The 26,751-nt window shown below is 66.6% G+C and carries 22 protein-coding genes; 20 read left to right on the forward strand and 2 right to left on the reverse strand.

Features of this window, described 5'->3' with window-relative positions; all coding sequences use genetic code 11:
- Positions 1-35 precede the first annotated feature (35 nt).
- On the reverse strand, positions 36-1,280 hold the full coding sequence (gene pncB, locus Q0263_RS10465) for a nicotinate phosphoribosyltransferase (RefSeq protein WP_298015732.1): 1,245 nt from the start codon (positions 1,278-1,280) through the stop codon (positions 36-38).
- Between the two features lie 106 nt (positions 1,281-1,386).
- Between pncB and Q0263_RS10470 the strand changes: the two genes are divergently transcribed.
- Positions 1,387-3,021, forward strand: a complete 1,635-nt coding sequence (locus Q0263_RS10470; RefSeq protein WP_298015734.1) for a fatty acid--CoA ligase — start codon at positions 1,387-1,389, stop codon at positions 3,019-3,021.
- A gap of 50 nt (positions 3,022-3,071) precedes the next feature.
- Here the strand turns inward: Q0263_RS10470 and Q0263_RS10475 are convergent, their stop codons facing one another.
- Positions 3,072-5,906 carry a valine--tRNA ligase gene (locus Q0263_RS10475; protein WP_298015736.1) on the reverse strand — a complete coding sequence of 945 codons (2,835 nt, stop codon included), beginning with the start codon at positions 5,904-5,906 and terminating at the stop codon, positions 3,072-3,074.
- Positions 5,907-6,102: 196 nt separating this feature from the next.
- On the opposite strand from Q0263_RS10475, the gene ndk reads away from it, so the two are divergent.
- From ndk to rpoD, 19 genes are all read left to right on the forward strand, one after another.
- Positions 6,103-6,528: a nucleoside-diphosphate kinase gene (ndk, locus tag Q0263_RS10480; protein WP_298015738.1), complete on the forward strand. Its 426-nt coding sequence runs from the start codon at positions 6,103-6,105 to the stop codon at positions 6,526-6,528.
- A gap of 80 nt (positions 6,529-6,608) precedes the next feature.
- Positions 6,609-7,760: a 23S rRNA (adenine(2503)-C(2))-methyltransferase RlmN gene (rlmN, locus tag Q0263_RS10485; RefSeq protein ID WP_298015740.1), complete on the forward strand. Its 1,152-nt coding sequence runs from the start codon at positions 6,609-6,611 to the stop codon at positions 7,758-7,760.
- The gene (locus Q0263_RS10490) at positions 7,757-8,257 is read left to right on the forward strand and encodes a helix-turn-helix transcriptional regulator (RefSeq protein WP_298015742.1); all 501 of its coding nucleotides are present in this window, start codon (positions 7,757-7,759) and stop codon (positions 8,255-8,257) included. Before rlmN ends, Q0263_RS10490 begins: the two co-directional genes overlap by 4 nt.
- Entirely contained in the window at positions 8,254-9,561 is a 1,308-nt protein-coding gene (ispG, locus tag Q0263_RS10495) for a flavodoxin-dependent (E)-4-hydroxy-3-methylbut-2-enyl-diphosphate synthase (RefSeq protein ID WP_298015743.1), read from the forward strand. The genes Q0263_RS10490 and ispG overlap by 4 nt, the downstream gene beginning before the upstream one ends.
- Positions 9,562-9,564: 3 nt before the next feature.
- On the forward strand, positions 9,565-10,848 hold the full coding sequence (hisS, locus tag Q0263_RS10500; protein WP_298015745.1) for a histidine--tRNA ligase: 1,284 nt from the start codon (positions 9,565-9,567) through the stop codon (positions 10,846-10,848).
- A gap of 8 nt (positions 10,849-10,856) precedes the next feature.
- Positions 10,857-11,495: a tetratricopeptide repeat protein gene (locus tag Q0263_RS10505; protein ID WP_298015747.1), complete on the forward strand. Its 639-nt coding sequence runs from the start codon at positions 10,857-10,859 to the stop codon at positions 11,493-11,495.
- Between the two features lie 5 nt (positions 11,496-11,500).
- The gene (gene bamB, locus Q0263_RS10510; protein ID WP_298015749.1) at positions 11,501-12,652 is read left to right on the forward strand and encodes an outer membrane protein assembly factor BamB; all 1,152 of its coding nucleotides are present in this window, start codon (positions 11,501-11,503) and stop codon (positions 12,650-12,652) included.
- A gap of 1 nt (position 12,653) precedes the next feature.
- Positions 12,654-14,036 carry a ribosome biogenesis GTPase Der gene (gene der, locus Q0263_RS10515; RefSeq protein WP_298019013.1) on the forward strand — a complete coding sequence of 461 codons (1,383 nt, stop codon included), beginning with the start codon at positions 12,654-12,656 and terminating at the stop codon, positions 14,034-14,036.
- Positions 14,033-15,109: a histidinol-phosphate transaminase gene (hisC, locus tag Q0263_RS10520; RefSeq protein ID WP_298015751.1), complete on the forward strand. Its 1,077-nt coding sequence runs from the start codon at positions 14,033-14,035 to the stop codon at positions 15,107-15,109. The genes der and hisC overlap by 4 nt, the downstream gene beginning before the upstream one ends.
- 103 nt (positions 15,110-15,212) lie before the next feature.
- The gene (gene hfq, locus Q0263_RS10525) at positions 15,213-15,449 is read left to right on the forward strand and encodes an RNA chaperone Hfq (RefSeq protein WP_043681925.1); all 237 of its coding nucleotides are present in this window, start codon (positions 15,213-15,215) and stop codon (positions 15,447-15,449) included.
- A gap of 75 nt (positions 15,450-15,524) precedes the next feature.
- Entirely contained in the window at positions 15,525-16,628 is a 1,104-nt protein-coding gene (gene hflX, locus Q0263_RS10530) for a GTPase HflX (RefSeq protein WP_298015756.1), read from the forward strand.
- Positions 16,597-17,937, forward strand: a complete 1,341-nt coding sequence (gene hflK / locus Q0263_RS10535) for an FtsH protease activity modulator HflK (protein WP_298015758.1) — start codon at positions 16,597-16,599, stop codon at positions 17,935-17,937. Before hflX ends, hflK begins: the two co-directional genes overlap by 32 nt.
- Before the next feature lie 9 nt (positions 17,938-17,946).
- Positions 17,947-18,834 (forward strand): protease modulator HflC, encoded by an 888-nt coding sequence (gene hflC / locus Q0263_RS10540; RefSeq protein ID WP_298019016.1) that lies wholly within the window; start codon positions 17,947-17,949, stop codon positions 18,832-18,834.
- A 77-nt stretch (positions 18,835-18,911) separates the two neighbouring features.
- Entirely contained in the window at positions 18,912-20,075 is a 1,164-nt protein-coding gene (locus Q0263_RS10545; RefSeq protein WP_298019019.1) for an ATP phosphoribosyltransferase regulatory subunit, read from the forward strand.
- Between the two features lie 55 nt (positions 20,076-20,130).
- The gene (locus tag Q0263_RS10550; protein WP_298015760.1) at positions 20,131-21,426 is read left to right on the forward strand and encodes an adenylosuccinate synthase; all 1,296 of its coding nucleotides are present in this window, start codon (positions 20,131-20,133) and stop codon (positions 21,424-21,426) included.
- Between the two features lie 157 nt (positions 21,427-21,583).
- Positions 21,584-22,147: a phosphoribosyltransferase gene (locus Q0263_RS10555; RefSeq protein WP_298015762.1), complete on the forward strand. Its 564-nt coding sequence runs from the start codon at positions 21,584-21,586 to the stop codon at positions 22,145-22,147.
- Positions 22,148-22,279: 132 nt separating this feature from the next.
- Positions 22,280-22,492: a 30S ribosomal protein S21 gene (rpsU, locus tag Q0263_RS10560; RefSeq protein ID WP_298015764.1), complete on the forward strand. Its 213-nt coding sequence runs from the start codon at positions 22,280-22,282 to the stop codon at positions 22,490-22,492.
- Positions 22,493-24,427 (forward strand): DNA primase, encoded by a 1,935-nt coding sequence (gene dnaG, locus Q0263_RS10565; RefSeq protein WP_298015766.1) that lies wholly within the window; start codon positions 22,493-22,495, stop codon positions 24,425-24,427.
- Positions 24,428-24,561: 134 nt separating this feature from the next.
- A complete protein-coding gene (rpoD, locus tag Q0263_RS10570) occupies positions 24,562-26,751 on the forward strand; it encodes an RNA polymerase sigma factor RpoD (protein ID WP_298015768.1) in 2,190 nt (729 codons plus the stop codon).

Consider the following 26,751-nt stretch of genomic DNA (forward strand, 5'->3'; position numbering starts at 1 on the left):
CCGACTCGCCGCTTCTTGCAGGCGGCTCGGGTCCGTCAGGCCGCGGGGCTGTTGGCCGGGCCGGCGTCCGACGGCCGGTCGAACACTTGGCGCAAGTAGGCCAGGAAGGTCGCATCGGTGCAGTGTTCCTTGCCGGGGCTGTCCGGCAGCTTCGCCGTGGGCATGCCGTTGCATTCGAACAGTTTCATGACGATGTTCAGGGGCTGCGGCCCCAGATCGTTGGTCAGGTTGGTGCCGATGCCGAAGGCCAGCTGAACCTGGTCGGCGAAATGCCGGTAGATGTCCAGGGCGCGGGGCAGATTCAGCCCGTCGGAAAACACGAAACGCTTGCTGGCGGGGTCGATGCGCAGGGACCGGTAGTGGGCCAGGGCCTTTTCGCCCCAGGCGATGGGGTCGCCCGAATCATGGCGCAGGCCGTCGAACAGCTTGGCGAAATACAGATCGAAATCGGCCAGGAAGGCGTCCATGCCGACCACGTCGGTCAGGGCGATGCCCAGGTCGCCGCGATATTCCTGCACCCAGTCTTCCAGGGCGCTGCGCTGAAAATCCCGCAGGCGGACTTTGCCGAAAGCCTGATATGACTGCAGATATTCGTGGGCCATGGTGCCCACCGGCACCAGTCCGTGGGATTTCGCCAGCGCGACGTTGGACGTGCCGGTGATGATCTGCGGGACGGCCGCGCGCAATTGTTCGACGACTTCCGTGTGCCAGGCCCGGGAAAATCGCCGTCGCAGGCCGAAATCGGAAATCTGCAATGGAAAGCGGCGGGCGGGGGTCTTGGAAAAATCCTGCAGCAGGCGGATTTTGTCCTGCAGCCGCCGGCGGCCTTCCGCCATGACGGCCGGGGTCTGGTAGCGGCGGAAATACAGTTCGTTGACGATGGCCAGCACGAAGATTTCAAAGGCCATCACGTGCACCTGCGGGCCGCGGGCGACGATATTCAGGGCGCCGCCGTCCGTGCTGACCTGGATGAAACGGCGCTGAAAATGAAACAGCGACAGAAAATCGACGAAATCGGATTTGATGTAGCGCAGCTGGCCCAGATAATCGAGTTCCGCCTGGGTGAATCGCAGGCTGCACAGATGATCGATCTGGGATTCGATATCCGGGGCCAGGTCGACCAGGGAATGTTCCGGCGGATTGCGGCAGATGAAGCGATATTCCGCCTGCGCGGCCGGATGACGGTGCAGCATGGCCTGCCACATCGTGAATTTATACAGATCGGTATCCAGCAAGGACGTGATGACGGGCTGGAAGGCGGGGGAACGCGATAAGGACATCGAAGCATCGGAAATGTCGGGAATGGGTCCATCTTAGCGGATTTCAAACGCCTGCCTGGGGTATAAAACCGATGACAAGGGATTATTTCTCGGGAGGCTCGTTTCCATGACCGCTGATTTTCCGATGGCCGCGTCATCCGCCTATGGCTATCCTCTGCTGATCAGGCAACTCTTTGAATCCGCCCGGGCGAATGCCAGTCCGAACGAAATCGTGCACCAGGGCAGGCGCCTGCGGTATGCCGAATTCTTCGATCGGGTGGTCCGCCTGGCCCGCGCGCTGGCCGACCTGGGCGTGCGCCGGGGCGATGTCGTGGCGGTCATGGACTGGGACAGCCACCGCTATCTGGAAGCCTTTTTCGCCGTGCCCATGATGGGGGCGGTCCTGCAGACCGTCAATGTCCGGCTTTCGCCCGAGCAGATCGCCTACACCCTGAATGACGCGGAAGCGGGCGTCCTGCTGATCCACGACGATTTCATCCCCATCCTGGACGCTATCCAGGGGCGGCTGCGGACGGTGCGGCATCGTCTGTCCCTGACCGACCAGCCGGATGGCGGCCGTCCGGGGGCCGCCGCGGAATACGAGGCCCTGCTGTCGCGGACCGAGCCGGATTTCGAATTTCCCGAACTGGACGAGCAGGCGCGGGCCACCACCTTCTACACCACCGGCACCACCGGCCAGCCCAAAGGCGTGTATTTCAGCCACCGCCAACTGGTCCTGCACACCCTGTCTACGGCGGCGGCGCTGGGCGGCCCCCTGACGCAGGGGCGCCTGCACCGGGAAGACGTCTACATGCCCATGACGCCGATGTTCCACGTCCACGCCTGGGGGTTCCCGTACGTGGCGACGCTGCTGGGGCTGCGGCAGATCTATCCGGGGCGCTATCAGCCCGACGTCCTGCTGCGCCTGATCCGGGATGAGCGCGTCACTTTTTCCCATTCGGTGCCGACCATCCTGCACATGCTGCTGGGCCATGCCGATGCGGCGGACACGGATTTTTCCGCTCTCAAGATGATCATCGGCGGTTCGGCGATGCCCCAGGGGCTGGCCCGGACGGCCCTGGATCGCGGCATCGACGTATTCACGGGCTACGGCATGTCCGAAACCTGCCCGATCCTGACGCTGGCGCAGATGAGGGATCCCGCCGCGGATGCCGGCGCCCGGTTGCGCGATCGCACGCGCACCGGCTATGCGATACCGCTGGTGATGCTGAGGGTCGTCGATGACGAGATGCGGGACGTCGCGCATGACGGCCGCAGCGTCGGGGAAGTCGTGGTGCGCGCGCCCTGGCTGACCCAGGGCTATCTGCGCAATCCGGATGCCTCCGAAGCCCTGTGGCGCGGCGGCTGGCTGCACACGGGGGACATCGGGACGCTGGATGCCCGGGGCATGCTGACGGTCACGGACCGTCTGAAGGACGTCATCAAGACCGGCGGCGAATGGGTGTCTTCCCTGGCCCTGGAAGACGCCGTTTCCCGCCATCCGGCCGTCAGCGAGGTCGCCGTGGTGGGGATGCCCGATGCCCGCTGGGGAGAGCGGCCGCTGGTCCTGGTCGTGCTCCGGCCCGGCCAGGACGCCGATGCGGCGCAGATCCGGGCGCAGGTGCAGGCCGAGGTCGACGCCGGGCGGCTGTCCCGCTATGCCGTGCCCGAGCAGGTGCGCTTCGTGGACAGCCTGCCGCGCACCAGCGTCGGCAAGCTCAACAAGCGCGCCATGCGGGAAAGCCTGTCGGCGGAAAATTGAAAAGGGGCCGCGCCGGATGGCGCGGCCCCCGCTTCGCCCGGGGCCGAGGATCAGCCCTGCAGCCGGGCCCGCTGGGCGCGGACGCGCTCCAGCGTGTCGCCGAACTGCGCCAGCCGCGCCTTTTCCTGTTCCACGACGGCGGCCGGGGCGCGCTCGACGAAGCTGGCATTGGACAGTTTCCCGTGCGCCTTGGCGATTTCCTTTTCCAGGCGGTCGACTTCCTTGTCCAGGCGGACGCGTTCGGCCGCGACGTCGATTTCCACGTGCAGCATCAGCTGGACGGTGCCGACGACCTGCACGGGAGCGCCCAGGTCGGGCAGGCGATCGACGGCCTGGACGCTGTCGAGCCGGGCCAGCGCCATCAGGCAGGGGCCGAGCTCGTCCAGTTCGGCGCCCGCGCCCTGGACCAGCAGCGGAACCCGCTGGCCCGGGGCCAGGTTCATTTCGCCGCGCAGGGCGCGGATCGCGTCCGTCAGCGACTTGAATGTGGTCATGCGTTCCGCCGCGGCGGCGTCCAGCAGCGTGTCGCGGGCCTGCGGATAGGGCTGCGTGCTGATGCTGGCCGGGGTGTCCTCGCCGCGCACCGCGGCGGCCACCGAGACCTTCTGCCAGAGTTCTTCCGTGATGAAGGGCATGATCGGGTGGATCAGGCGCAGCAGGGTTTCCAGCACGTGGATCAGCGTGCGGCGGGTGGCGGCCTGCTGCACGCCGTCGCCGGTGTTCAGGCGGACCTTGGCCAGTTCCAGGTACCAGTCGCAGTATTCGTCCCAGATGAAGTGGTACAGGCGATCGGCCACCTGGTCGAAGCGGTATTGCGCGAAACCGGCATGGACGTCGCCGATCAGCCGCTGCAGGCCGTCGATGATCCAGCGGTCGGCGAAGGACAGGTCGCCCGCCTGGGGGCGGCCCAGATCCTGGCCTTCCACGTTCATCAGCACGAAACGCGTGGCGTTCCAGAGCTTGTTGCAGAAATTGCGGTAGCCCTCGCAGCGCTTCAGGTCGAAGTTGATGTTGCGCCCCAGCGTGGCGTAGGCCGCCATGGTGAAGCGCAGGGCGTCCGCGCCGTAGGCGGGGATGCCGTCGGGGTAGTCCTTGCGCGTGCGCTTGCGGATGGAGTCGGCCTGCTTCGGGTTCATCAGGCCCGCGGTGCGCTTGGCCAGCAGCGGGTCCAGGGCGATGCCGTCGATCAGGTCCACCGGATCGATGGTGTTGCCCTTGGACTTGGACATCTTCTTGCCTTCCATGTCGCAGACCAGCCCGTGCACGTAGACCGTGCGGAACGGAACCTGGCCGGTATGGTGCATGCTCATCATGATCATGCGGGCGACCCAGAAGAAGATGATGTCGAAGCCCGTGACCAGCACGCCCGACGGCAGGTAGCGGGCCAGGTCGGGCGTTTGTTCCGGCCAGCCCAGGTCGGTGAAGGGCACCAGGGCGGACGAGAACCAGGTGTCCAGCACGTCCGAGTCGCGGGTGAGCGGCCCGGCGACGCCGGCCTCTCGGGCCTGGCGTTCGGCGTCCTCGGCCGAGCGGGCGACGAAGATGCGGCCGTCCTCGGCGTGCCAGGCCGGGATCTGGTGACCCCACCACAGTTGCCGGGAGATGCACCAGTCCTGGATTTTCTCCAGCCACTGGTTGTAGGTGGTGGTCCAGTTTTCCGGGACGAAGCGCACGCGGCCGTCGGCCACGACGTCCAGGGCGACCTGGGTGATGCTCTTGCCGGGGTGCAGGCTGCCGGCGGGAGCGGGCTTGCTCATGGCGACGAACCACTGGTCCGTCAGCATGGGTTCGATGATGCTGTTGGTGCGGTCGCCGCGCGGGACCATGAGCTTGTGGTCGCGCACCTGCTGCAGCAGGCCTTGCGATTCCAGGTCGGCGACGATGCGCTTGCGGGCTTCGTAGCGATCCAGGCCGCGATAGGCGGCGGGGGCTTCGTCGCTGATCTTCGCATCCAGGGTCAGGATGCTGATCATGGGCAGCCCGTGGCGCTGGCCCACGGCGTAGTCGTTGAAGTCGTGCGCGGGCGTGACCTTGACCACCCCGGTGCCGAATTCGCGGTCCACGTAGTCGTCGGAGATCACGGGGATGTCGCGTCCGACCAGGGGCAGGGTGACGGTCCGGCCGATCAGGTGGGCGTAGCGTTCGTCGTCCGGATGCACCATGACGGCCACGTCACCCAGCATGGTCTCGGGGCGGGTCGTGGCCACGACCAGGTGGGTCAGGTCGCCCGCCGGCGTGGTCAGCGGGTAACGGATTTCCCACATGTGGCCGTCTTCTTCGGCGCTGACGACTTCCAGGTCGGACACGGCCGTGCCCAGGACCGGATCCCAGTTCACCAGGCGCTTGCCCCGGTAGATCAGGCCCTGTTCGTACAGGCGGACGAAGACTTCGACGACGCCGCGCGACAGGCGCTCGTCCATGGTGAAGTATTCCCGCGACCAGTCGCACGACGAGCCCAGGCGGCGGAACTGCCCGGTGATGGTGCTGCCGGATTGCTCTTTCCAGGCCCAGACCCGTTCCAGGAATTTTTCGCGGCCCAGGTCGTGGCGGGAGACGCCTTCGGCGTCCAGCTGGCGTTCCACCACGATCTGCGTGGCGATGCCGGCGTGGTCCGTGCCCGGGATGAACACCGTGTCGTCGCCGTTCATCCGATGGTAGCGGATCAGGCCGTCCATGATGGTCTGGTTGAAGGCGTGGCCCATGTGCAGCGTGCCCGTGACGTTGGGCGGCGGGAATTGGATGGCGAAGGGGGCGGCCGAGTGTCCGGCCGCCGGTTCGACGTGCCGTCCCCCGGCGAACAGGCCGCGGCGGTTCCATTCGTCATACCAGCGGGACTCGATATCCTGGGGTTCGAAGCTTTTGGGAAGGGAAGGGGAGTCGCTCATGGGATCAGGCTGGGTTCAGACGGCGAAAAAACGATTATTGTAGGCGGATGTGGTGCAAACCGCGCATGGTAAAATGCGCGGTTGACCGTTCGTGTCCGTAGCGCCCGATTTTCGGCGGGCTGCGCATCGCGCGGGATTCATTCTACCTTTTCATCGGGAAAGTCCTTTTTCCCGTTTCTTCACCGGAAATCCTTTCATGGCTATCGAACGTACCCTTTCCATCATCAAGCCCGACGCCGTCGCGAAGAACGCCATCGGCCAGATCGTCGCCCGTTTCGAACAGGCCGGCCTGAAGGTCGTCGCCGCCCGCCTGCAGCACCTGTCGCGCGGCGAAGCCGAGCGCTTCTACGCCGTGCACCAGGCGCGCCCCTTCTTCAAGGATCTGGTGGATTTCATGGTGTCCGGCCCGGTGTTCGTCCAGGTGCTGGAAGGCGAATCCGCCATTGCCAAGAACCGCGACCTGATGGGCGCCACCGACCCGAAGAAAGCGGCCCCGGGCACCATCCGCGCCGATTTCGCCGACAGCATCGACGCCAATGCCGTGCATGGCTCCGACGCTCCGGAAACGGCGGCCGTGGAAATCGCCTTCTTCTTCCCCGAAAGCAATATTTTCAGCCGCTGATCGACGGCTGGCGGGGCCCGGGCGTCCGGGCCCCCGGGTGCCCTGCCCGCAGGGCATCGGTTCTTATTGGTTGAATGCTCATGTCTGGCACTGAATCCGTCAATGTCCTGGGTCTGGACCCAGCCGCCCTGGAATCGCTGGTCGCGCAATGGGGCGGCAAGCCCTTTCGCGCGCGCCAGCTGTCCCAGTGGGTGCATCAGCGCGGCATCGACCGGTTCGCCGACATGAGCGACCTGGCCAAGGATTTCCGCGCGCAGCTGGACGGCCACTGCGTCGTGCAGGCGCCGCCGCTGAATCTGGAAAAACGCTCGTCCGACGGCACCCGCAAGTGGCTGTTCGACATGGGCGCCGGCAACGCCATCGAAACCGTCTACATTCCCGAGGACGACCGCGGCACCCTGTGCATTTCCAGCCAGGCCGGGTGCACGGTGGCCTGTCCTTTCTGTTCCACCGGCTATCAGGGCTTCAGCCGCAACCTGACGACGGCCGAGATCATCGGCCAGCTCTGGTACGCCAACCGCGCTTTGCGCGACGACCCCCAGGCGGCCCGCCTGAACGGCCCCGCCGAAGATGCGCAGCGCGCCGTCAGCAACGTGGTCATGATGGGCATGGGCGAACCCCTGCTGAATTACGACCAGGTGCTGGGCGCCCTGCGCCTGATGGTCAGCGACCACGCCTATGGCCTGTCGCGCCGCCGCGTGACGGTCTCCACGTCGGGCGTGGTGCCCATGATCGATCGCCTGGCGCAGGATTGCCCCGTGGCGCTGGCGGTGTCGCTGCATGCGCCCAACGACGCCCTGCGCGACCGCCTGGTGCCCCTGAACCGCAAGTACCCGCTGGCCGAACTGCTGGCCGCCTGCAACCGCTATCTGGATCACGCGCCCCGCGACTTCATTACATTCGAGTACATTATGCTCGACGGGGTCAACGATGCGGACGAACAGGCGCGCGAACTGATCGACATAGCCCGGCAAGTGCGCTGCAAGTTCAATCTGATTCCCTTCAACCCGTTTCCCCAATCCGGTCTGCGGCGCTCGCCGACGGCGCGTATCCGCCTGTTCGCCCAGCAGCTCACCGACGCGGGCCTGGTGGTGACGGTGCGCAAGACCCGGGGCGACGACATCGACGCCGCCTGCGGCCAACTGGCGGGGGAAGTCCGCGACCGCACCCGCATCGATGAACGCCTGCCGGACCGCGCCCGGATCGTCATACGCAAAAAGGAGCATGGATGAGCGAATCCCTGAGGGACAGCCTGATGCAGCAGGAATCACCCGGCACGGGGGGCCTGTCCGTCGGGGATACACTGAGACAGCTGCGCGAGACGCGCGGCCTCACGCTGTCCGAAGTTTCCGCGCGGATCAAGTATTCCGCCGTGCAGCTGGGCTACCTGGAAACCGGCGACTGGGCTCGTCTGCCCGATGGCGTGCCCCTGCGCGGCCTGGTGCGCAATTACGCCCGCTTCCTGGACGCCGACGTGGACGCCGTCCTGCGCCTGCTGGACCAGGCCGTGGGGTCCACCCGGCCGAAGCCCACCGTCACGGCCCTGGGCACGCGACGCGCCCTGCAGCAGGCCGACATGACGCCCAAGGGCGAACCCGCCCACCGCACCTGGGCCTGGCTGCTGCTGATCCTGGTGCTGTTCGGCGTGGTCGGCGTCTATGCGGTCAATCGGGGCTGGGTCCCCGATCAGTGGTTGATTTTTGATTGGTTGAAGGCCTTGCGTCCATGACGTCTTCTGTGAATACCGAACCCTCGGCGGCCGCCCGCCGTCCCACGCGCGCCGTCGCGGTGCGCTGGGGCGATCACGTGGTGCGGGTCGGCGGGGATGCCCCGGTCGTGGTGCAGTCCATGACCAATACCGATACCGCGGATCCCGAGTCGACCGCCCGCCAGGTGCGGGAACTCTGGCAGGCCGGATCCGAACTGGTGCGGGTGACGGTCAATACGCCCGAAGCCGCCGCGCAGGTCGCGGCGCTGCGCAATGCGCTGGACCGCATGGGCGTGCCCGTGCCGCTGGTGGGCGATTTCCATTACAACGGCCACAAGCTGCTGACCCAGTTTCCGGACTGCGCCCAGGCCCTGTCCAAATACCGCATCAATCCGGGCAACATGGGCGGCGGCAAGCGCCGCGACGACAACTTCGCGCAGATGATCGAGGTCGCCTGCCGCTATGAAAAGCCCATCCGCATCGGCGTGAACTGGGGCAGCCTGGACCACGAACTGCTGGCGCGGATGATGGACGACAACGCGGCGCGGTCCGCGCCCCTCACCGCCAATGCGGTGATGCGCGACGCGCTGGTCGTCTCGGCCATCAGCAACGCGGAACGCGCCCAGGAACTGGGGCTGCCGGGCGATGCCATCGTGCTGTCCTGCAAGGTCAGCCACGTGCAGGACCTGATCGCGGTCTACCAGGATCTGTCGCGCCGCTGCGATTATCCGCTGCACCTGGGGCTGACCGAGGCCGGCATGGGGTCCAAGGGCATCGTGGCGTCCACGGCGGCGCTGGCCGTGCTGCTGCAGCAGGGCATCGGCGACACGATCCGGATTTCCCTGACGCCCGAGCCCGGCGGCGATCGCAGCCGAGAGGTCGTCGTGGCTCAGGAAATCCTGCAGACCATGGGCCTGCGCGCCTTCACGCCGATGGTCGTGGCCTGCCCGGGCTGCGGGCGCACCAGCAGCACCGTGTTCCAGGAACTCGCCGCCAGCATCCAGACCTACCTGCGCACGCAGATGCCGGTCTGGAAGAACCAGTATCCCGGCGTCGAGAACATGCACGTCGCCGTGATGGGCTGCGTGGTCAACGGGCCGGGCGAAAGCCGGCATGCCGACATCGGCATCAGCCTGCCGGGGACCGGCGAGGTCCCCGCCGCGCCCGTGTACGTTGACGGTCAGCGCACCGTCACCCTCAAGGGCGACACCATCGCCGACGAGTTCAAGCAGATTGTTGAAGAGTACGTGGCGCGGCGCTACGGGCAGGGCGAGGGCGAACAGCCGGCCCATCGCCCGGGCGTCGTGCCGCGCCAGGCAGGTTGATGCATGTCCGAATTCAAGAAAGTCGCCGGCCTGACCGGCATGAAAGATACCCTGCCGCCTGAATCGGCCCGCTGGGAAGAACTCGAAGCCCTGGTGCGCGACTGGCTGGCCGGCTATGGCTACCAGAACATGCGCACGCCCGTGCTGGAACACACGCGGCTGTTCACCCGCGGCATCGGCGAAGTCACCGATATCGTCGAAAAGGAAATGTATTCCTTCGTCGACCCCCTGAACGACGAACGCCTCACCATGCGTCCGGAATTCACCGCCGGCATCGTGCGCTCCGCCATCGAGCACAATTTCCTCTATGACCGGCCGCGCCGCATCTACGCCATGGGGCCGGTGTTCCGGCACGAGCGTCCGCAGCGCGGGCGCTACCGGCAGTTCCACCAGATCGACGTCGAGGCCCTGGGCTTTCCCGGCCCCGACGTGGATGCCGAACTGATCCTCATGCTGGCGCGCCTGTGGCGCCTGCTGGGCCTGAACGACATCCGCCTGGAACTCAATTCCCTGGGCCAGCCGGCCGAACGCGCCGCGCACCGCGCGGCCCTGATCGCTCACCTGGAAAAGCACGTGGACGTGCTCGACGAGGAGGCCCGGCGCCGCATGCACAGCAACCCGCTGCGCGTGCTGGATACGAAGAATCCCGCCATGCAGGACATGGCCAACGCCGCGCCGCGCCTGTTCGATTTCCTGGGGGCCGAATCCCTGGCGCACTATCAGGGCCTGTGCGCCCGCCTGGACGACGCCGGCGTCGCCTACACCCTGAATCCCCGCCTGGTGCGGGGGCTGGACTACTACAACCTGACGGTCTTCGAATGGGTGACGGATCGCCTGGGCGCCCAGGGCACGGTGTGCGGCGGCGGGCGCTATGACGGCCTGATCGAACTGCTGGGCGGCAAGCCCGCGCCGGCCGTGGGTTTCGCCATCGGTATGGAACGCCTGCTGGACCTCTGGCTGCAGGACGCGTCGGAACGGGCTCCCGCCGAGTGCCAGGTGTACCTGGCGCATCAAGGCGACGACGGGCAGCGCCGGGCGGCCCGCCTGGCGGAATCCCTGCGCGACGCCGGGCTGAGGGCACTTGTCCATGCCGGCTCGACTGGGTTTAAATCACAATTTCGCCGCGCGGATGCCAGCGGGGCCGCGGCCGCCGTCATCATCGGCGGCGACGAACTGGCGGCCGGCGCCGCCACGGTGAAATGGCTGCGCGCGGATTCCCCGGACGGCGCGCAGCAGGAATCGGTCGCTTTCGACCAGCTGGCGCAATATCTCAAGCAAAGGATCTGATTACAGGCATGGCATACGATCTCGAAGAACAGGAAAAAATCGACGCGCTGAAAGCCTGGTGGGAACGCTATGGCACCTTCAGCATGGTGCTGGTGCTGGCCGTGGTGGCCGCCTTCGCGGGCTGGCGCGGCTGGCAGTGGTATTCCTCGCATCAGGCGGGGCAGGCCATGGGCTACTACGAAGCCCTGGAAACCGCCGCCGGCCAGCAGGGCGACGATGCCGTGGCCCGCATCAAGGCGGCCAGCGCCGCGCTGCGCAAGGATTACGCCGGCTCCGGCTATGCCTCCCGCGGGGTGCTGGTGGCCGCCTGGGCCCTGCAGGAACGCCAGGACCTGGATGGCGCGCGCGAACAGCTGGAATGGCTGGTGCGCGACGGTTCGGCGCCCGCCGTGCAGGCGGTGGCCCGCCTGCGCCTGGCCGGGGTGCTGCTGGCGCAGAAACAGTACGATCCGGCGCTGGCCCAGTTGCAGGGCGCCGCTCCCGAAGGCTTCGCCGGCCTGTATGCCGACCGGCGCGGCGACGTGCTGGCGGCGCAGGGACATGCGGATCAGGCGATCCAGGCCTGGGGCGAAGCCCTCAAGGCCCTCGGGGCCGACCCGGCCGCCCAGATCGTCCAGCTGAAAATCGATGCCTTGAACGGAGCCTGAGCCTCATGCGTATCCCTGTGCGTTTCATCCGCGCCGCCGTCCTTGGACTGACGGTCGCGGGCCTGTCCGGCTGCGGCCTGTTCTCCAGTCCGGATGCCCGATTCGATCCGGCGCCGCTCGTGGATTACACGCCGACGCTGTCGGTGGCGACCCGCTGGTCGACCTCTATCGGCAGCGGCGGGGACTACGGCTTCGCGCCGCAGCTCGTGGGCGACACCGTCTACGCCGCCACGCCCTCCGGGGCGGTGGCCGCCGTGGACCTGGCTTCCGGAGCCGTGCGCTGGCGCGTGGGCGACGAGCCCCTGCAGGCCGGCGTGGGCAGCGACGGCCGCACCACGGCGGTCGTCACCGGCAAGGGCGTCGTGGTGGCCTATGACGCGCAGGGCAAGGAGCTCTGGCGCAGCCAGGCGGCCAGCGCCGTCAACGTGCCGCCGGCCGTGGGCAACGGCATCGTCGCCGTGCGCACCACGGATTACCGCATCCAGGCCTTCGACGAATCGACCGGCAAGCTGCGCTGGAACGTGCAGCGGCCGGGGCCCGCGCTGGCGCTGCGCACCAGCATCCGCATGGCGGTGGTGCCCAATCTGCTGATCGCGGGCATGCCCAATGGCCGTCTGCTGGTCATCGATGCGGCGTCGGGCGCCGTGCGCTGGGAAGGCTCCGTCTCGGCGTCCCGCGGGGCCTCCGATCTGGAACGCATCAGCGACGTGGTCGGCGAACCGCTGGCGGCCGGGCCGCTGCTGTGCGGCGTCAGCTACCAGGGCCGCATCACCTGCTTCGACGTGTCGCAGGGCGGTCGCGCCATCTGGTCGCAGGACATTGCCTCGTCGACCGGCATGACGATGGACGGCCAGCATCTCTATCTGCCCGACATGCGCGATGTCGTGCATGCGTTGGACCTGAAGGACGGCCATGAACTGTGGAAGCAGTCCTCGCTGCTGAACCGGCGCCTGAGCGCCCCGGCGGTGGCCGGGCGGGCCGTGGCGGTGGGCGACTTCGAAGGCTATCTGCATTTTCTTTCCCGCGCTGACGGCAGCCCGATGGCTCGGCTGCAGGTCGGCGGCGGGCCGATCACGTCCGCCCTGCTGGCGACGCCCCGGGGCGTCGTGGTGCAGACGGGCGGCGGCAATCTGATGCTGGTGGGTGTCGGTGACTGATCTGCGTTTCAAACCGGTGGTGGCCCTGGTCGGGCGCACCAATGTCGGCAAATCGACCCTGTTCAATCGCCTGACGCGCTCCCGCGCGGCCCTGGTAGCGAACATTTCGGGCCTGACCCGCGATCGGCACTATGGCGAAGGCCGGGTGGGCGATTTTCCATTCATCGTGGTGGATACCGGGGGGTTCGAACCCGTCGCCACCCGCGGCATCCTGGTCGAAATGGCCCGCCAGACGGAACAGGCCATTGCGGAATCCGACGTCGTGCTGTTCCTGGTGGACGGGCGCGAGGGCATCAATGCCCACGACCATGAAATCGCCCGCCTGCTGCGCAAGACCGGGCAGCGCGTGCTGCTGGCCGTGAACAAGGCCGAGGGCATGCGCGACCACGCCGACCTGGCCCAGTTCCACGAACTGGGGCTGGGCGAGCCGCACGCGATCTCGGCCGCGCACGGCGACGGCGTCTCCGCTCTGGTGGACGAGGCCCTGGCCGCGCTGCTGGCCCAGGCCCGGCAGGCCGCCGCTGAAATTCCCGGGGGCGAATCGGCGCCCGAACCCGGCGCCGAGCCCGATCACCGGATCAAACTGGCGATCGCCGGGCGGCCGAACGTCGGGAAATCCACCCTGATCAATACCCTGGTGGGCGAAGAGCGCGTGATCGCCTACGACCTGCCGGGCACCACGCGCGACGCCATCGAAATCGAATTCGAACGCGCGGGCCGGCGCTACACACTGATCGACACGGCGGGGCTGCGGCGCCGGGGCAAGGTCTTCGAGACCGTCGAAAAGTTCTCCGTCATCAAGACGCTGCAGGCGATCGAGGCCGCCAACGTCGTGCTGCTGCTGATCGACGCCCAGGACGGGGTGTCCGACCAGGACGCCCACATCGCCGGCTTCGCCATGGAAGCGGGCCGTGCCCTGGTGGTCGGGCTGAACAAATGGGATGCCATCGACAGCGAGCAACGGGAATGGGTGCAGCGCGAATACGAGCGCAAGCTGCGGTTTCTGTCCTTCGCCCGGGTCCTGCATCTGTCCGCCCTGAAGGGGCAGGGGGTGGGGCCGGTGATCAAGGCCGTCGAGGCCGCCCACGCGGCCGCATTCGCAAAGCTGTCCACCCCGAAGCTGACGCGTACGCTGCAGGCCGCCATCGAACAGCAGCCGCCGCCGCGCAAGGGCATCTTCCGGCCCAAGATGCGCTACGCGCACCAGGGCGGGCAGAACCCGCCGCGCATCATCATCCACGGCAACGCCCTGGACGCCGTGCCGGATTCCTACCGGCGCTATCTCGAAGGCCAGTTCCGCGACGCCTTCAAGCTGGCCGGCACCCCCCTGAGCGTCGAGTTCAAATCCTCGCACAACCCCTATCTGAAGGACAAGCAGCCGTGAGCACGCTCTGGAGCGATCACATCGCCGGCCTGATTCCCTATACGCCGGGCGAGCAGGCCCGGATTCCGAACCTGCTCAAGCTCAACACCAACGAGAACCCCTACGGGCCGTCGCCCAGGGCGATCGAGGCCATGAAGGCGGCGTTGAGCGACGACATGCGCCTGTACCCGGATTACCAGGCCCTGGGGTTGCGCCAGGCCATCGCGCGGCGCTATCGCCTGGATGCCGACCAGGTGTTCCTGGGCAATGGCTCGGACGAGATCCTGGCGCACGTGTTCAATGCCTTCTTCCTGCGCGGCGGCCGCCCCCTGTGGCTGCCGGATGTCACCTACAGCTTCTACCGCACGTACTGCCGCTTCTACGACGTGCCGCATCACCTGATCCCGCTGGCCGACGATTTCACCCTGCGGGTGTCGGATTACACGCAGGCCGCCGAACAAGAACCGGCCGGCATCATCTTCGCCAATCCGAATGCGCCGACGGGCCGCGCCCTGGACCTGGACGCCATCGCCGCCATCGCCCGGGCCCGCCCGGACAGCGCCGTGGTGGTGGACGAAGCCTACGTGGATTTCGGCGCGGAATCGGCCGCCGCCCTGCTGCGGGATTTTCCCAACCTGCTGGTGGTCCATACGCTGTCCAAGTCCCGGTCGCTGGCGGGGCTGCGGGTGGGCTACGCCCTGGCGTCCGTCGATCTGGTGGCCGGCCTGCTGCGGGTCAAGGACAGTTTCAACTCCTATCCCCTGGACCGGGTGGCGCTGGCCGGCGCCCAGGCCTCCATCGAAGACGAAGCCTGGTTCGACCAGACGCGGCATGCCGTCATGGACGCTCGCGAATCATTGACGCAGGACCTGCAATCGCTGGGGTTCGACGTCCTGCCGTCGCAGGCGAATTTCGTCTTCGCCCGCCATCGCGGCCAGGACGCCGGCGTCATCGCCCGGGGCCTGCGCGAGCAGGGCATCCTGGTGCGCCATTTCCAGGCGCCGCGCATCGAACAATATCTGCGCATCACCGTGGGGACGCCGGAACAATGCGCGCGCTTGTGTGATACGCTGAAAGCCGTTTTGTCCGCCTGATGAATTCCGTGCGTTGCAGTGCGGCCGTGGCCGTGTTGCAGCGCATGAATCGCATTAAAATACCCAAAGTACTATAACTACTTCAATAACCGGAGCCTCGTCCATGAGCAATAAAGGGCAAATTCTTCAAGACCCGTTCCTCAACGCCTTGCGCAAGGACCATGTGCCAGTCTCGATCTACCTGGTCAACGGCATCAAGCTGCAGGGCCAGGTCGAATCCTTTGATCAGTACGTCGTGCTGCTGCGCAACACCGTCACGCAGATGGTGTACAAGCACGCGATCTCCACCGTCGTTCCGGCCCGGCCGGTTTCCTTCCAGGTGGATGACTCTGCTGAATAATTCCCTCGCCGGTCCGGTATCGCCATCGCCCGCCGCGCGCCCCGCGCCGGCGGGCATTCCTTTTGTTTCCATCCTATGAAAGCACTGGTCATCAGCGTCGATCTGGGCGATCCGGATTACGCGGCGCATGCCGAAGAATTCCTGATGCTTGCGCAAGGCGCGGGCGCGGAGATCGCCGAGGTCCTGGTGGCGCGGCGCAGCCGGCCGGACGCGGCCGGGTTCATCGGTTCCGGCAAGATCGAGGAGGCCGCCGCCCTGGTCAAGGCTACGGGCGCCGAGGTCGTGCTGTTCGACCAGCCCCTCAGTCCGGCCCAGCAGCGCAACCTGGAACGCCACTTCGAGGTCCGGGTCGTCGATCGCGTCGCCCTGATCCTGGATATTTTCGCCCTGCGGGCCAAAAGTCATGAAGGCAAGCTGCAGGTGGAACTGGCGCAGCTGCAGCATCTGTCCACCCGCCTGACCCGCTTGTGGGCCCACCTGGAACGCCAGCGGGGCGGTATCGGCGTGCGCGGGCCCGGCGAATCCCAGCTGGAAACCGACCGCCGCCTGATCGGGGTCCGGGTGCGGGCCCTGCGCGAGCGCCTGGACCGCGTCCAGCGCCAGCGCCTGACCCAGCGGCGGGCCAGGGCGCGCGGCCAGACCCTGTCGGTGTCCCTGGTGGGGTACACCAACGCCGGCAAGTCGACGCTGTTCAATGCCCTGACCCGGGCCGGCGCCTATGCCGCCGACCAGCTCTTCGCCACGCTGGACACGACCACGCGCCGGATCTGGATCGAAGGGGCGGGGCAGGTCGTGGTGTCCGATACGGTGGGCTTCATCCGATCCCTGCCGACCACCCTGATCGCCGCGTTCCGGGCCACGCTGGAGGAAACCGTGCATGCGGACCTGCTGCTGCACGTCATCGATGCCGCCAGTCCGCAGCGCGACGAACAGGCGGCCGAAGTCAACAAGGTCCTGAAGGACATCGGGGCCGATGAAATCCCGCAGATCCGCGTCTACAACAAAATCGACACGGCCGGATATGATCCCCGGGTCGAGCGAAACGAACATGGTACGATTGCGCGAGTCTTCGTCAGCGCGCTGCAACGCAGCGGTCTGGACGGCTTGCGGCAGTCGATTGCAGAATTTGGGGGGCCTACGGGAAACAATGCGTGGAATGAAACTGTTCAACCTGAATGATCCGGGCTGGGGGCGCGGTCAGCAAAATCAGGACAACGAGCCTTCCAATAAACCCAATTCCGCCGGCGGGCCGCCCGACCTGGACGAGGTCTGGCGCGATTTCAACAAACGCCTGTCGGGCCTGTTCGGCAAGCGCGGCGGGGGGCGCGGTCCGCGCATGCCTTCGGGCGGCGGCCTGCCCTCGCTGCCGGGGCCTTCGCCGAAATTCATCCTGCTGCTGATCGTCGCCGCCATCCTGCTGTGGCTGGCCAGCGGCTTCATGGTCGTCCAGGAAGGCCAGGTCGCGGTCGTCACGCGTTTCGGCAAGTACGTGCATACCCTGAATCCGGGCCTGCAGTGGCGCCTGCCGTACCCGATCGAAAATTCCCAGGACGTCAATATCTCCCAGTTGCGCACCTTCGAAGTCGGCTTCCGCGGCTCGTCGCGCAACAAGGTCCTGCCGGAATCCCTGATGCTCACCAACGACGAGAACATCGTCGACGTGCAGTTCGTGGTGCAGTACCGCCTGCGGCCCGACGGAGCGCCGGCCTATCTGTTCAACACCAGCCAGCCCGACGAATCCGTGCGGCAGGCCGCCGAAACCGCCATGCGGGAAATCGTGGGCCGCAAGCCCATGGACTTCGTCCTGTATTCGGGCCGCACCGAGGTCGCCACCGAAGTCCAGGCGCTGGCGCAAAGCATCCTGGACCGCTACCAGACCGGGATCCAGATTTCCACGGTCGCCATCCAGAACGTGCAGCCGCCCGAACAGGTGCAGGCCGCGTTCGACGACGCGGTCAAGGCCGGGCAGGATCGCGAACGTCAGATCAACGAAGGCAATGCCTATGCCAGCCAGGTCCTGCCGGAAGCCGAAGGCCAGGCCGCGCGCATGATCCAGGAAGCCGAAGGCTACAGCGCCCGGGTCATCGGCCAGGCGCAGGGCAATACCTCGCGCTTCGACAGCGTGGCGACCGAATACGCCAAGGCGCCGGCCATCACACGCGAACGCATGTACCTGGAAACCATGCAGGACATCTTCACCGACACCGCCAAAGTCATGATCGACGCCCCGGTGGGCAACAACATGCTGTATCTGCCGCTGGACAAGATCATGCAGCAGGCCGCCCGCGGCAACGGCGCGGCCTCCGGGTCGGGCGGCGGTTCCTCGACGGACGCCTCGGGGTCGTCCTCGTCCAGCAGCTCCACCGTCAGCACGGCCGGCGCGGGCGCCCAGGCGGCGTCCAAGAACGCTCCGTCCTCGAACCGGCCCGCCTCGCGGGGCGTGCCGTCGGGGCTGGATTCGCTGATGCGCAGCCCGTACTCGAACTAGGAGCCCATGATGCAACGTTTTTTCCCCGCCCTGGTCGGTCTGGTCCTGCTGGTGGCCGCCTTGTCCTCCTGCCTGTTCGTGGTGCGGGAACGGGATTCGGCGCTGCTGTTCGCCCTGGGCGAAGTGCGCGAAACCATTACCGAGCCCGGCCTGTACTTCAAGTATCCGCCGCCGTTTGAAAACGTGGTCTATCTGGACAAGCGCCTGCAGACCATCGAGACCCGGGATCCGGAACGCATCCAGACGGCCGAAAAGAAGAACCTGCTGATCGATTCCTTCGTCAAGTGGCGCATCGCCGATCCGCGCCTGTATTACGTCACCTTCGGCGCCAACAGCGGCGCCGCCGTCGAACGCCTGCAGGCCCAGATCCGGGACGCCCTGAATGCGGCGGTGAACGTGCGCACGGTCAAGCAGGTCGTCTCCAGCGACCGCGACACCATCATGAAGGAGATCCAGACTTCGGTGGCCCAGCGGGCCAAGCCCCTGGGGGTGGACGTGGTGGACGTGCGGCTGCGCCGCATCGATTTCGCGCCCGAGATCTCCGAATCGGTCTATCGCCGCATGGAAGCCGAGCGCAAGCAGGAAGCCAACCGCCTGCGGGCCAGCGGCGCCGCCGACAGCGAACGGATCCGCGCCGAAGCCGACCGCAAGCGCCAGGAAACCCTGGCCCGGGCCTATGCCGAATCCCAGGCCAAGCGAGGCGAGGGCGATGCCACGGCCGCCGCCATCTATGCGGCATCCTACGGCAAGGACCCGGAATTCTATAGCTTCTACAAGAGCCTGGAAGCCTATCGTTCCTCCTTCTCCGGCAACGGCAGTACGCTGGTGCTCAGCCCCGATTCGGACTTCTTCCGTTACTGGGACCGCGCTCCCGGCGGCAAGCCGGCCGCGCGCTAGGCAGTACCGACGGGCGGCCTGGCCGGATGCCGGGCCGCTTTCTATTTTGGCTGTGATTTTGGAATGAACAACCCATGATGTCGAACTGGCTGCTGCCGGAAAATCTGTCGGACATCCTGCCCGCCGAAGCGCGGCGCATCGAAGAATTGCGCCGCGAACTGCTGGACCTGTATCGCACCTACGGCTTCGAACTGGTCGCGCCGCCGATGGTGGAATATCTCGATTCCCTGATGCTGGCCAACGACGAGGCCTTGCGCCTGCGCACCTGCAAGCTGGTCGACCAGCTCTCGGGGCTGACCATGGGCGTGCGCGCCGACATGACGGTGCAGGTGTCGCGCATCGACGCCCATCTGCTCAATCGCCCCGGGGTGACGCGCCTGTGCTATTGCGGTCCGGTCGTCCATACCCGGCCGGCCGGCCTGACGTCGGATCGCGAACTGCTGCAGATCGGCGCCGAGATCTTCGGCCACGCGGGCGTCCAGGCGGACATCGAGTGCGTGCGACTGGCCCTGGACTCGGTGCGCCGCGCCGGAGTCCTGCAACCGCGCCTGGACCTGAATCATCCCGGGGTGGGGCGCGCGCTGGTCGATGCCGATCCCGCTCTGGCCGAGGTCGCCAACGCGGTCTACGATCTGCTCAGCGCCAAGGACGTCCCCGGCCTGGACGCGCTGTGCGCCGAGGCGCAGGCGCGCGCCGACACGCGAGAAGCCCTGCGGGTCCTGACGGCCCTGTACGGGGATCTGTCGGTCGTCGATCGCGCCCGGGAGCGCCTGCCGGACCTCCCGGCCGTGCATGCCGCCCTGGATGCCCTGCGCACCCTGTGCACGGCCTTGCCGGATGCGCCCATCGCCATCGATCTGGCCGACATGGGCGGCAGCTACGGCTACCACTCCGGCGTCGTCTTTTCGATCTATGCCGCGGGATGGCACGACGCCCTGGTGCGCGGCGGGCGCTACGACGGCATCGGCCGCAAGTTCGGCCGCGCCCGTCCGGCCACAGGCTTCAGCCTGGACCTGCGCAAGCTCTCGGCCGGCCTGCCCGATGCGCAGCGCGCGCAGGCGATCCGCGCGCCCTGGTCGGACGACCCGGCCCTGATCCAGGCGGTCGGCACGCTGCGGGCGCAGGGGCATATCGTCATTCAAAGTCTGCCGGGCGATCCCCAGCAGTACGATGAATTCCGGATCGACCAGGAACTGGTTCTGGTCGATGGCGGCTGGGTGCTGAGGACGCTTGGCGTCTGATGGTATAAACTTACTCGTTTTCCAAGGCGGCATGGTGCCGCCGCAAGCAAGGCTTATGAGCAAGAACATCGTCGTGATTGGCACCCAGTGGGGTGACGAAGGCAAGGGCAAGATCGTGGATTGGCTCGCCGAGTCCGCCCAGGGGGTCGTGCGCTTTCAGGGCGGGCACAATGCCGGCCATACGCTGTGGATCAATGGCCGCAAGACCATCCTGCGCCTGATCCCGTCGGGCATCATGCATCCCCACGTGACCTGCTACGTGGGCAATGGCGTGGTGCTGTCGCCCGAAGCCCTGCTGGCCGAAATCGGCGAACTGGAAGCCGCCGGCCTGGACGTGCGCTCGCGGCTGCAGATTTCCTCCGCCTGCCCGCTGATCCTGCCGTATCACGTGGCGCTGGACCAGGCCCGCGAAGCCCGCAAGGGCGAGGGCAAGATCGGCACCACCGGGCGCGGCATCGGCCCCGCCTACGAAGACAAGGTCGCCCGCCGCGCCCTGCGCGTCCAGGATCTGTACGATCCGGCCGTGTTCGATGAAAAACTGGCCGAAGTCCTGGATTATCACAATTTCGTCCTGACCCAGTACCTGGGCGCGAAGCCCGTCGAGGCCAGCCAGGTGCGCGATCAGGTGATGGCGCTGGCTCCCCAGCTCGAGCCCATGGTGGCCGACGTCTCCAGCAACATCCACATCGCCCGCAAGGCGGGCCACAACCTGCTGTTCGAAGGCGCCCAGGGCACCTTGCTGGACATCGATCACGGCACTTATCCCTTCGTCACCAGCAGCAACTGCGTGGCGGGCGCCGCCGCCGCCGGCACCGGTGTCGGGCCGCAGGCGCTGGACTACGTGCTGGGCATCGCCAAGGCCTACACCACGCGGGTGGGCTCCGGGCCGTTCCCGACCGAATTGCTGGACGACACCGGCCTGCGCCTGGCCACGGTGGGCAAGGAATTCGGTTCCGTCACCGGCCGCCCCCGCCGCTGCGGCTGGTTCGATGGCGCCGCCATGAAGCGTTCGGTCATGATCAACGGCCTGACCGGCCTGTGCATCACCAAGCTCGACGTGCTCGACGGCGTGGAACAGATCAAGATCGGCGTGGGCTACCGCTACAAGGGCCAGTTCCTGGACGTGCTACCCTATGGCGCCCACGCGGCCGCCGAAGCCGAACCGGTGCTGGAGGAAATGGCCGGCTGGTCGGAATCCACGGTGGGCATCACCGAATACGACAAGCTGCCCATCAATGCCCGGCGCTACCTGGAACGCATCGCCGAAGTCTGCGACGTGCCGATCGACATGGTCTCGACCGGTCCGGACCGGCTGGAAACCATCGTGCTGCGTCACCCATTCCAGGGCTGATCGCAGGGGATGGCAGCCCCGATGCCGCGCGGGCCGAGGCCCGCTTGCTGCCCCCTCCAAGGGGGCTTTTTGCCTTGAGGCGGCCCGGCTGCAGAAGCATGCTAACCGCATCGTGGTTTTTTGAACCTATTTCATACGACCATTACAGGATAAAGATATGAGCACTCCGCCGAGCACCGATCGCGACCTCTGGGTCAGCTGGGAACAGTACCACGCGCTGGTCGAGCGCCTGGCCCTGAAGGTGCACGAATCGGGATGGGCCTTCGACAAGATCCTGTGCCTGGCGCGCGGCGGCGTGCGGGTGGGCGACATCCTGTCGCGCGTTTTCGACGTGCCCCTGGGCATTCTGGCCACCAGCAGCTACCGCGAAGCGGCCGGCACCGTGCAGGGCCAGCTGGACATCGCCCAGTTCATCACCATCACGCGCGGCACGCTGGACGGCAAGGTGCTGCTGGTCGACGACATGGTGGACACCGGACTGACCTTCAGCCGGGTGCACGATCACCTGCTCAAGCAGTTCCCGGGCATCACCGAAATGCGCACAGCCGTGCTGTGGCAAAAGGGCCATGCCAAGGTTCAGCCGGATTACTTCGTGGATCAGTTGCCCACCAATCCCTGGATTCATCAGCCCTTCGAAGACTACGACAGCCTGCGCCCGCATCAACTGGAATCCTGGATCCGCAAGGGCGTGCGCACCGCGTATCCTGATTCGAAGGCATAGATTCCAGTCCTGATTCGTGCTAGAATCTTCTGCTGTCTTATACGGATATTTTCCATTCACCCAACCGTGGATGCACCGGGCGCCTGACTGCTTTCCGACATCCATGATTTTTACAGGCTTTCAAGGATTTACATGCCGATTGTCCGCCTCAAAGAAAACGAGCCCTTCGAGGCTGCCCTGCGGCGCTTTAAGCGCACCATCGAAAAGACCGGTCTTCTGACCGAACTGCGTTCGCGTGAATTCTACGAGAAGCCCACCGCCGAACGTAAGCGCAAGCTGGCTGCCGCCGTCAAGCGCCACTACAAACGCATTCGCAGCCAACAACTGCCGCCGCGACTCTATTGATTGATTCCTGAATCCTTCATCCAGGAACTGCTGGCGCGCGTAGATATCGTCGATGTCGTCGGCCGGTATGTGCAGCTGCGCAAAGGGGGCGCAAACCTGTTGGGTTTGTGCCCTTTTCACAATGAAAAATCGCCGTCGTTCACGGTCAGCCCCACCAAGCAGTTCTATCACTGCTTCGGCTGCGGCGCCCACGGCAGCGCCATCCACTTCCTGACCGAGCACACCGGCGCGCCGTTTCCGGAAGCCGTGCGCACGCTGGCGGCCAGCGTGGGCCTGACCGTTCCCGAAGAGCCCCGCACCCCGCGCCAGCGGGCCGCCGAACGCGAGCGGCGCGAGGAAGGGTCCCGCCAGCGCGACGTGCTGCAGCAGGCGCAGGCCCACTATCGGGCGGCCCTGAAGCAGGCGCCGCAGGCGATCGCCTATCTGAAGAAGCGCGGGCTCAGCGGCGAGATCGCGGCCCGTTTCGGCCTGGGCTGGGCCGGCGCCGATCGCCGCGGCCTGGCCTCGGTGTTCGAGCACTACGAAGATCCCGCGCTGATCGAGTCCGGCCTGGTGATCGAGGCCGAGGACGGCCGCCGCCATGACCGCTTCCGGGGCCGGGTGATGTTCCCGATCCTGAACGGCAGGGGGCAGCTGATCGGCTTTGGTGGCCGCCTGATCGAAGCGGGCGAGCCCAAATACCTGAATTCGCCCGAAACCAGCCTGTTCTCGAAGGGGCACGAACTCTACGGCCTGCACGAGGCCCGCGCCGGCATCCGCAGCGAAGGCTGCGTGCTGGTCGTCGAGGGCTACATGGACGTGGTCGCCCTGGCGCAATTCGGCCTGAACAATGCCGTGGCGACGCTGGGAACGTCCACGACCAGCAACCACCTGCAGAAGCTGTGCCGGGCCAGCGATCGCATCATCTTCAGCTTCGACGGCGACGGGGCGGGACGCAAGGCGGCCTGGCGGGCCCTGCAGGCGTGCCTGCCGTGGGTGGCCGAGGACGTCTCCATGCGGTTCCTGTTCCTGCCGGACGGCCAGGACCCCGATTCCTACGTGCGCGCCTACGGGGTGCAGGCTTTGCGGGCCTGCCTGGACGAGGCGCTGCCGCTTTCGCGCTTCATGCTCGAGGAACTGGCGGCGCGCCATGACCTGCGCGAGGCCGAGGGCCGCGCCGCCTGCGTGCACGAGGCGCGGCCCTTGTTCGCGCAGATGCCCGAGGGCGGGTACCGCCTGCAGGTCGAGCGCGAATTCGCCCAGCAGGTGCGCCTGACGCCGGAGGAACTCAGCCGCATGCTGGCCAGCGGCCCCGCGGCTGCGGCGCCGGCCGCCGATCCCCGCCGCCCGGACAGCCCGGCGACGCCGGCGACGCCGCTTCGGCGAGCGGCCGATGCGGCTCCGGACGGCTGGCAGGGCGGGGGCGCGCCGGTCGATGAGCCTGCCTGGATGAGCGCCGAATTCGGCCAGGGCGGGGCGCCGGGCGGCCAGTCGGCGGCCGGCCAGCGGCGGCGCGGTCGCGCGGGCCAGGCCCGCACCGTCACGCCGCTGGCGCGCCGCCTGCTGCGCCTGCTGCTGGCGCATCCCGCCCTGGTGGACAGCCTGGGGGACCAGCAGCTTGAATTGTTGGCCCATCACCCCCATCTGCAACTGGTGCGGGAACTGATCGGCCTGGCCAGCGCCTGCGGCGGCCGGCACGCCGGCGCCCTGCTGGAAGCGGCCGAGCCCGATTCGGATCTGGCGGCGGCCATCCGGGATCTGTCCACCGAAGTCCTGACGCAGGAACTTCCCGACCCGCAGGCGGAATGGCGTGATGCCTTGCGGCACATCGAATTGCAGGCGGTGCAGGAACAGTGCGACCGCCTGATCGCGTCCGGGCTGGCGGACGAGGCGCAGCGCCGGCGGTATCAGGATCTCAGCCGCCGTCTGGCCCGGCTGAAGGCCCCGACAGGATGAATCTTCCTGTCAAGTGAAGTAAACTACATGGTTTTCAATAAGTTGAGCGCCTTCAACAGCATTGTCGACCCGGAATGGTTGCCAGCCCGGCCTTCAAGGCCGGATGGCGACGGAACTGAGAACGGAAAGAGCACATGACCCAAGCAACTGGCAAAACCCCTGCGGCTGCCAAAAAAACGGCAGCCAAGAAAACCAAGGCCCAGAGCGCTGAGCTCGAATCCGTGGTCAAGGCGGCCAGTGTGACGGCGCCGGCGGCGAAGAAGGCCAGCAAGCCCGCCGCCAAGAAAGCCACCGCCAAGAAGGCGGCGGCCGAACCGCGCGCGCCCAAGGTTCCCAGCGGGCGCAAGCCCGGGCGTCCGGCGAAGAACGCCAATAACGACGGCGCCGATTACGTGGACGACGATGCCGACGACGGCGAAGTCATCCCCGACCTCAAGCCCCTGCCCAAGCGCGGCGGCAAGCGCGCCAAGGGCGAAAAGGAAAGCCCGTCGCGCAGCCAGATGACCCCGGAAGAACAGGAAGCCCGGCGCAACCGCCTGAAGATCCTGATCAAGCTGGGCAAGGACCGCGGCTACCTGACCTACGGCGAAATCAACGATCACCTGCCCGACGACCTGGTCGACGCCGAAGCCATCGACGGCATCATCAGCACCTTCAGCGACATGGGGATCTCGGTCTACGACCAGGCACCCGACGCCGAAACCCTGCTGATGAGCGACAACGTGCCCTCGGCCACCAGCGACGACGACGTCGAGGACGAAGCCGAAGCCGCGCTGACCACGGTGGATTCCGATTTCGGCCGCACGACCGATCCGGTGCGCATGTACATGCGTGAAATGGGCACGGTCGAACTGCTGACGCGCGAAGGCGAAATCGAAATCGCCAAGCGCATCGAAGACGGCCTGAAGCACATGGTCATGGCGATCGCCGCCTGCCCGACGACGGTCAACGAAATCCTGGAACACATCCGCAAGGTCCGCGACGGCTCCGCCCAGATCGACGAGGTCGTGGACGGCCTGATCGACGAGGAAGGCGAGGACTACGCCGGCTCCGGTGTCACGTCGGACGACGACGATGGCCCGGCCGGCGGCATGAGCAGCAAGCAGCTGGAATACCTGCGCACCAAGGCCCTGAAGAAATTCGACCTGGTCGAATCCTGGTTCGAGAAGATGCGCCTGGCCTTCGAAGGCGAGGGCTACAGGTCCCCCGCCTACGTGGAAGCCCGCGAAGCCATTCACGCCGAACTGCTGGGCGTGCGCTTCACCGCGAAGATGGTGGAACGGCTGGCCGACGCCCTGCGCGCCCAGGTCGCCGAAGTCCGCACCCAGGAACGCGCCGCCATGGCGATTTGCGTGACTCGGGCCGGCATGCCGCGCGCGCACTTCATCAAGGCCTTTCCGGGCAACGAGACCAATCTGGACTGGGTCGCCCAGGAAATCGCCGCCGGCCATGATTATTCCGAAACCCTGGAACGCCACGCGCCCGCCGTGCTGGAAATCCAGCAGAAGCTGATCGAACTGCAGCGCAGCGTCGTGCTGCCCCTGAAGGACCTGAAGGACGTCAACAAGCGCATGGCCACCGGCGAGGCGAAAGCCCGCAAGGCCAAGCGCGAGATGACCGAGGCCAACCTGCGCCTGGTGATTTCCATCGCGAAGAAATACACCAACCGCGGCCTGCAGTTCCTCGACCTGATCCAGGAAGGCAACATCGGCCTGATGAAGGCGGTCGACAAGTTCGAATACCGCCGCGGCTACAAGTTCTCGACCTACGCCACCTGGTGGATCCGCCAGGCGATCACCCGCTCGATCGCTGACCAGGCGCGCACCATCCGCATTCCGGTGCACATGATCGAGACGATCAACAAGATGAACCGGATCAACCGCCAGATCCTGCAGGAAACCGGGGCCGAGCCCGATCCCGCCACCCTGGCGCAGAAGATGGACATGCCGGAAGACAAGGTCCGCAAGATCCTGAAGATCGCCAAGGAACCGATTTCCATGGAAACGCCCATCGGCGACGATGACGATTCCCACCTGGGCGATTTCATCGAGGACACCGGCACGGTGTCGCCGTCGGATTCGGCGCTGCATGGCTCCATGCGCGACGTGGTGAAGGAAGTGCTGGATTCGCTGACCCCGCGCGAAGCGAAAGTCCTGCGCATGCGTTTTGGCATCGAAATGAGCACCGACCAGACCCTGGAAGAGGTCGGCAAGCAGTTCGACGTTACCCGCGAGCGCATTCGCCAGATCGAAGCCAAGGCCTTGCGCAAATTGCGTCATCCCAGCCGCGCGGACAAGCTCAAGAGTTTCCTCGAAGGGCAGTGA

The sequence above is a fragment of the uncultured Castellaniella sp. genome, assembly GCF_937988725.1.
In the GTDB taxonomy this organism is placed as follows: domain Bacteria; phylum Pseudomonadota; class Gammaproteobacteria; order Burkholderiales; family Burkholderiaceae_B; genus Castellaniella.

What these genes read in the sequence shown, in the direction of transcription:
- rlmN (WP_298015740.1), top strand. Translation starts at nt 6,609, where the DNA reads ATGTCTGGCACTGAATCCGTCAATGTCCTGGGTCTGGACCCAGCCGCC.
- Q0263_RS10470 (WP_298015734.1), top strand. Translation starts at nt 1,387, where the DNA reads ATGACCGCTGATTTTCCGATGGCCGCGTCATCCGCCTATGGCTATCCT.
- pncB (WP_298015732.1), bottom strand. Translation starts at nt 1,280, where the DNA reads ATGTCCTTATCGCGTTCCCCCGCCTTCCAGCCCGTCATCACGTCCTTG.
- hisS (WP_298015745.1), top strand. Translation starts at nt 9,565, where the DNA reads ATGTCCGAATTCAAGAAAGTCGCCGGCCTGACCGGCATGAAAGATACC.
- rpoD (WP_298015768.1), top strand. Translation starts at nt 24,562, where the DNA reads ATGACCCAAGCAACTGGCAAAACCCCTGCGGCTGCCAAAAAAACGGCA.
- ispG (WP_298015743.1), top strand. Translation starts at nt 8,254, where the DNA reads ATGACGTCTTCTGTGAATACCGAACCCTCGGCGGCCGCCCGCCGTCCC.
- bamB (WP_298015749.1), top strand. Translation starts at nt 11,501, where the DNA reads ATGCGTATCCCTGTGCGTTTCATCCGCGCCGCCGTCCTTGGACTGACG.
- Q0263_RS10490 (WP_298015742.1), top strand. Translation starts at nt 7,757, where the DNA reads ATGAGCGAATCCCTGAGGGACAGCCTGATGCAGCAGGAATCACCCGGC.
- rpsU (WP_298015764.1), top strand. Translation starts at nt 22,280, where the DNA reads ATGCCGATTGTCCGCCTCAAAGAAAACGAGCCCTTCGAGGCTGCCCTG.
- Q0263_RS10545 (WP_298019019.1), top strand. Translation starts at nt 18,912, where the DNA reads ATGTCGAACTGGCTGCTGCCGGAAAATCTGTCGGACATCCTGCCCGCC.
- ndk (WP_298015738.1), top strand. Translation starts at nt 6,103, where the DNA reads ATGGCTATCGAACGTACCCTTTCCATCATCAAGCCCGACGCCGTCGCG.
- Q0263_RS10555 (WP_298015762.1), top strand. Translation starts at nt 21,584, where the DNA reads ATGAGCACTCCGCCGAGCACCGATCGCGACCTCTGGGTCAGCTGGGAA.
- hflC (WP_298019016.1), top strand. Translation starts at nt 17,947, where the DNA reads ATGCAACGTTTTTTCCCCGCCCTGGTCGGTCTGGTCCTGCTGGTGGCC.
- hflX (WP_298015756.1), top strand. Translation starts at nt 15,525, where the DNA reads ATGAAAGCACTGGTCATCAGCGTCGATCTGGGCGATCCGGATTACGCG.
- Q0263_RS10505 (WP_298015747.1), top strand. Translation starts at nt 10,857, where the DNA reads ATGGCATACGATCTCGAAGAACAGGAAAAAATCGACGCGCTGAAAGCC.
- Q0263_RS10550 (WP_298015760.1), top strand. Translation starts at nt 20,131, where the DNA reads ATGAGCAAGAACATCGTCGTGATTGGCACCCAGTGGGGTGACGAAGGC.
- hfq (WP_043681925.1), top strand. Translation starts at nt 15,213, where the DNA reads ATGAGCAATAAAGGGCAAATTCTTCAAGACCCGTTCCTCAACGCCTTG.
- hflK (WP_298015758.1), top strand. Translation starts at nt 16,597, where the DNA reads ATGCGTGGAATGAAACTGTTCAACCTGAATGATCCGGGCTGGGGGCGC.
- Q0263_RS10475 (WP_298015736.1), bottom strand. Translation starts at nt 5,906, where the DNA reads ATGAGCGACTCCCCTTCCCTTCCCAAAAGCTTCGAACCCCAGGATATC.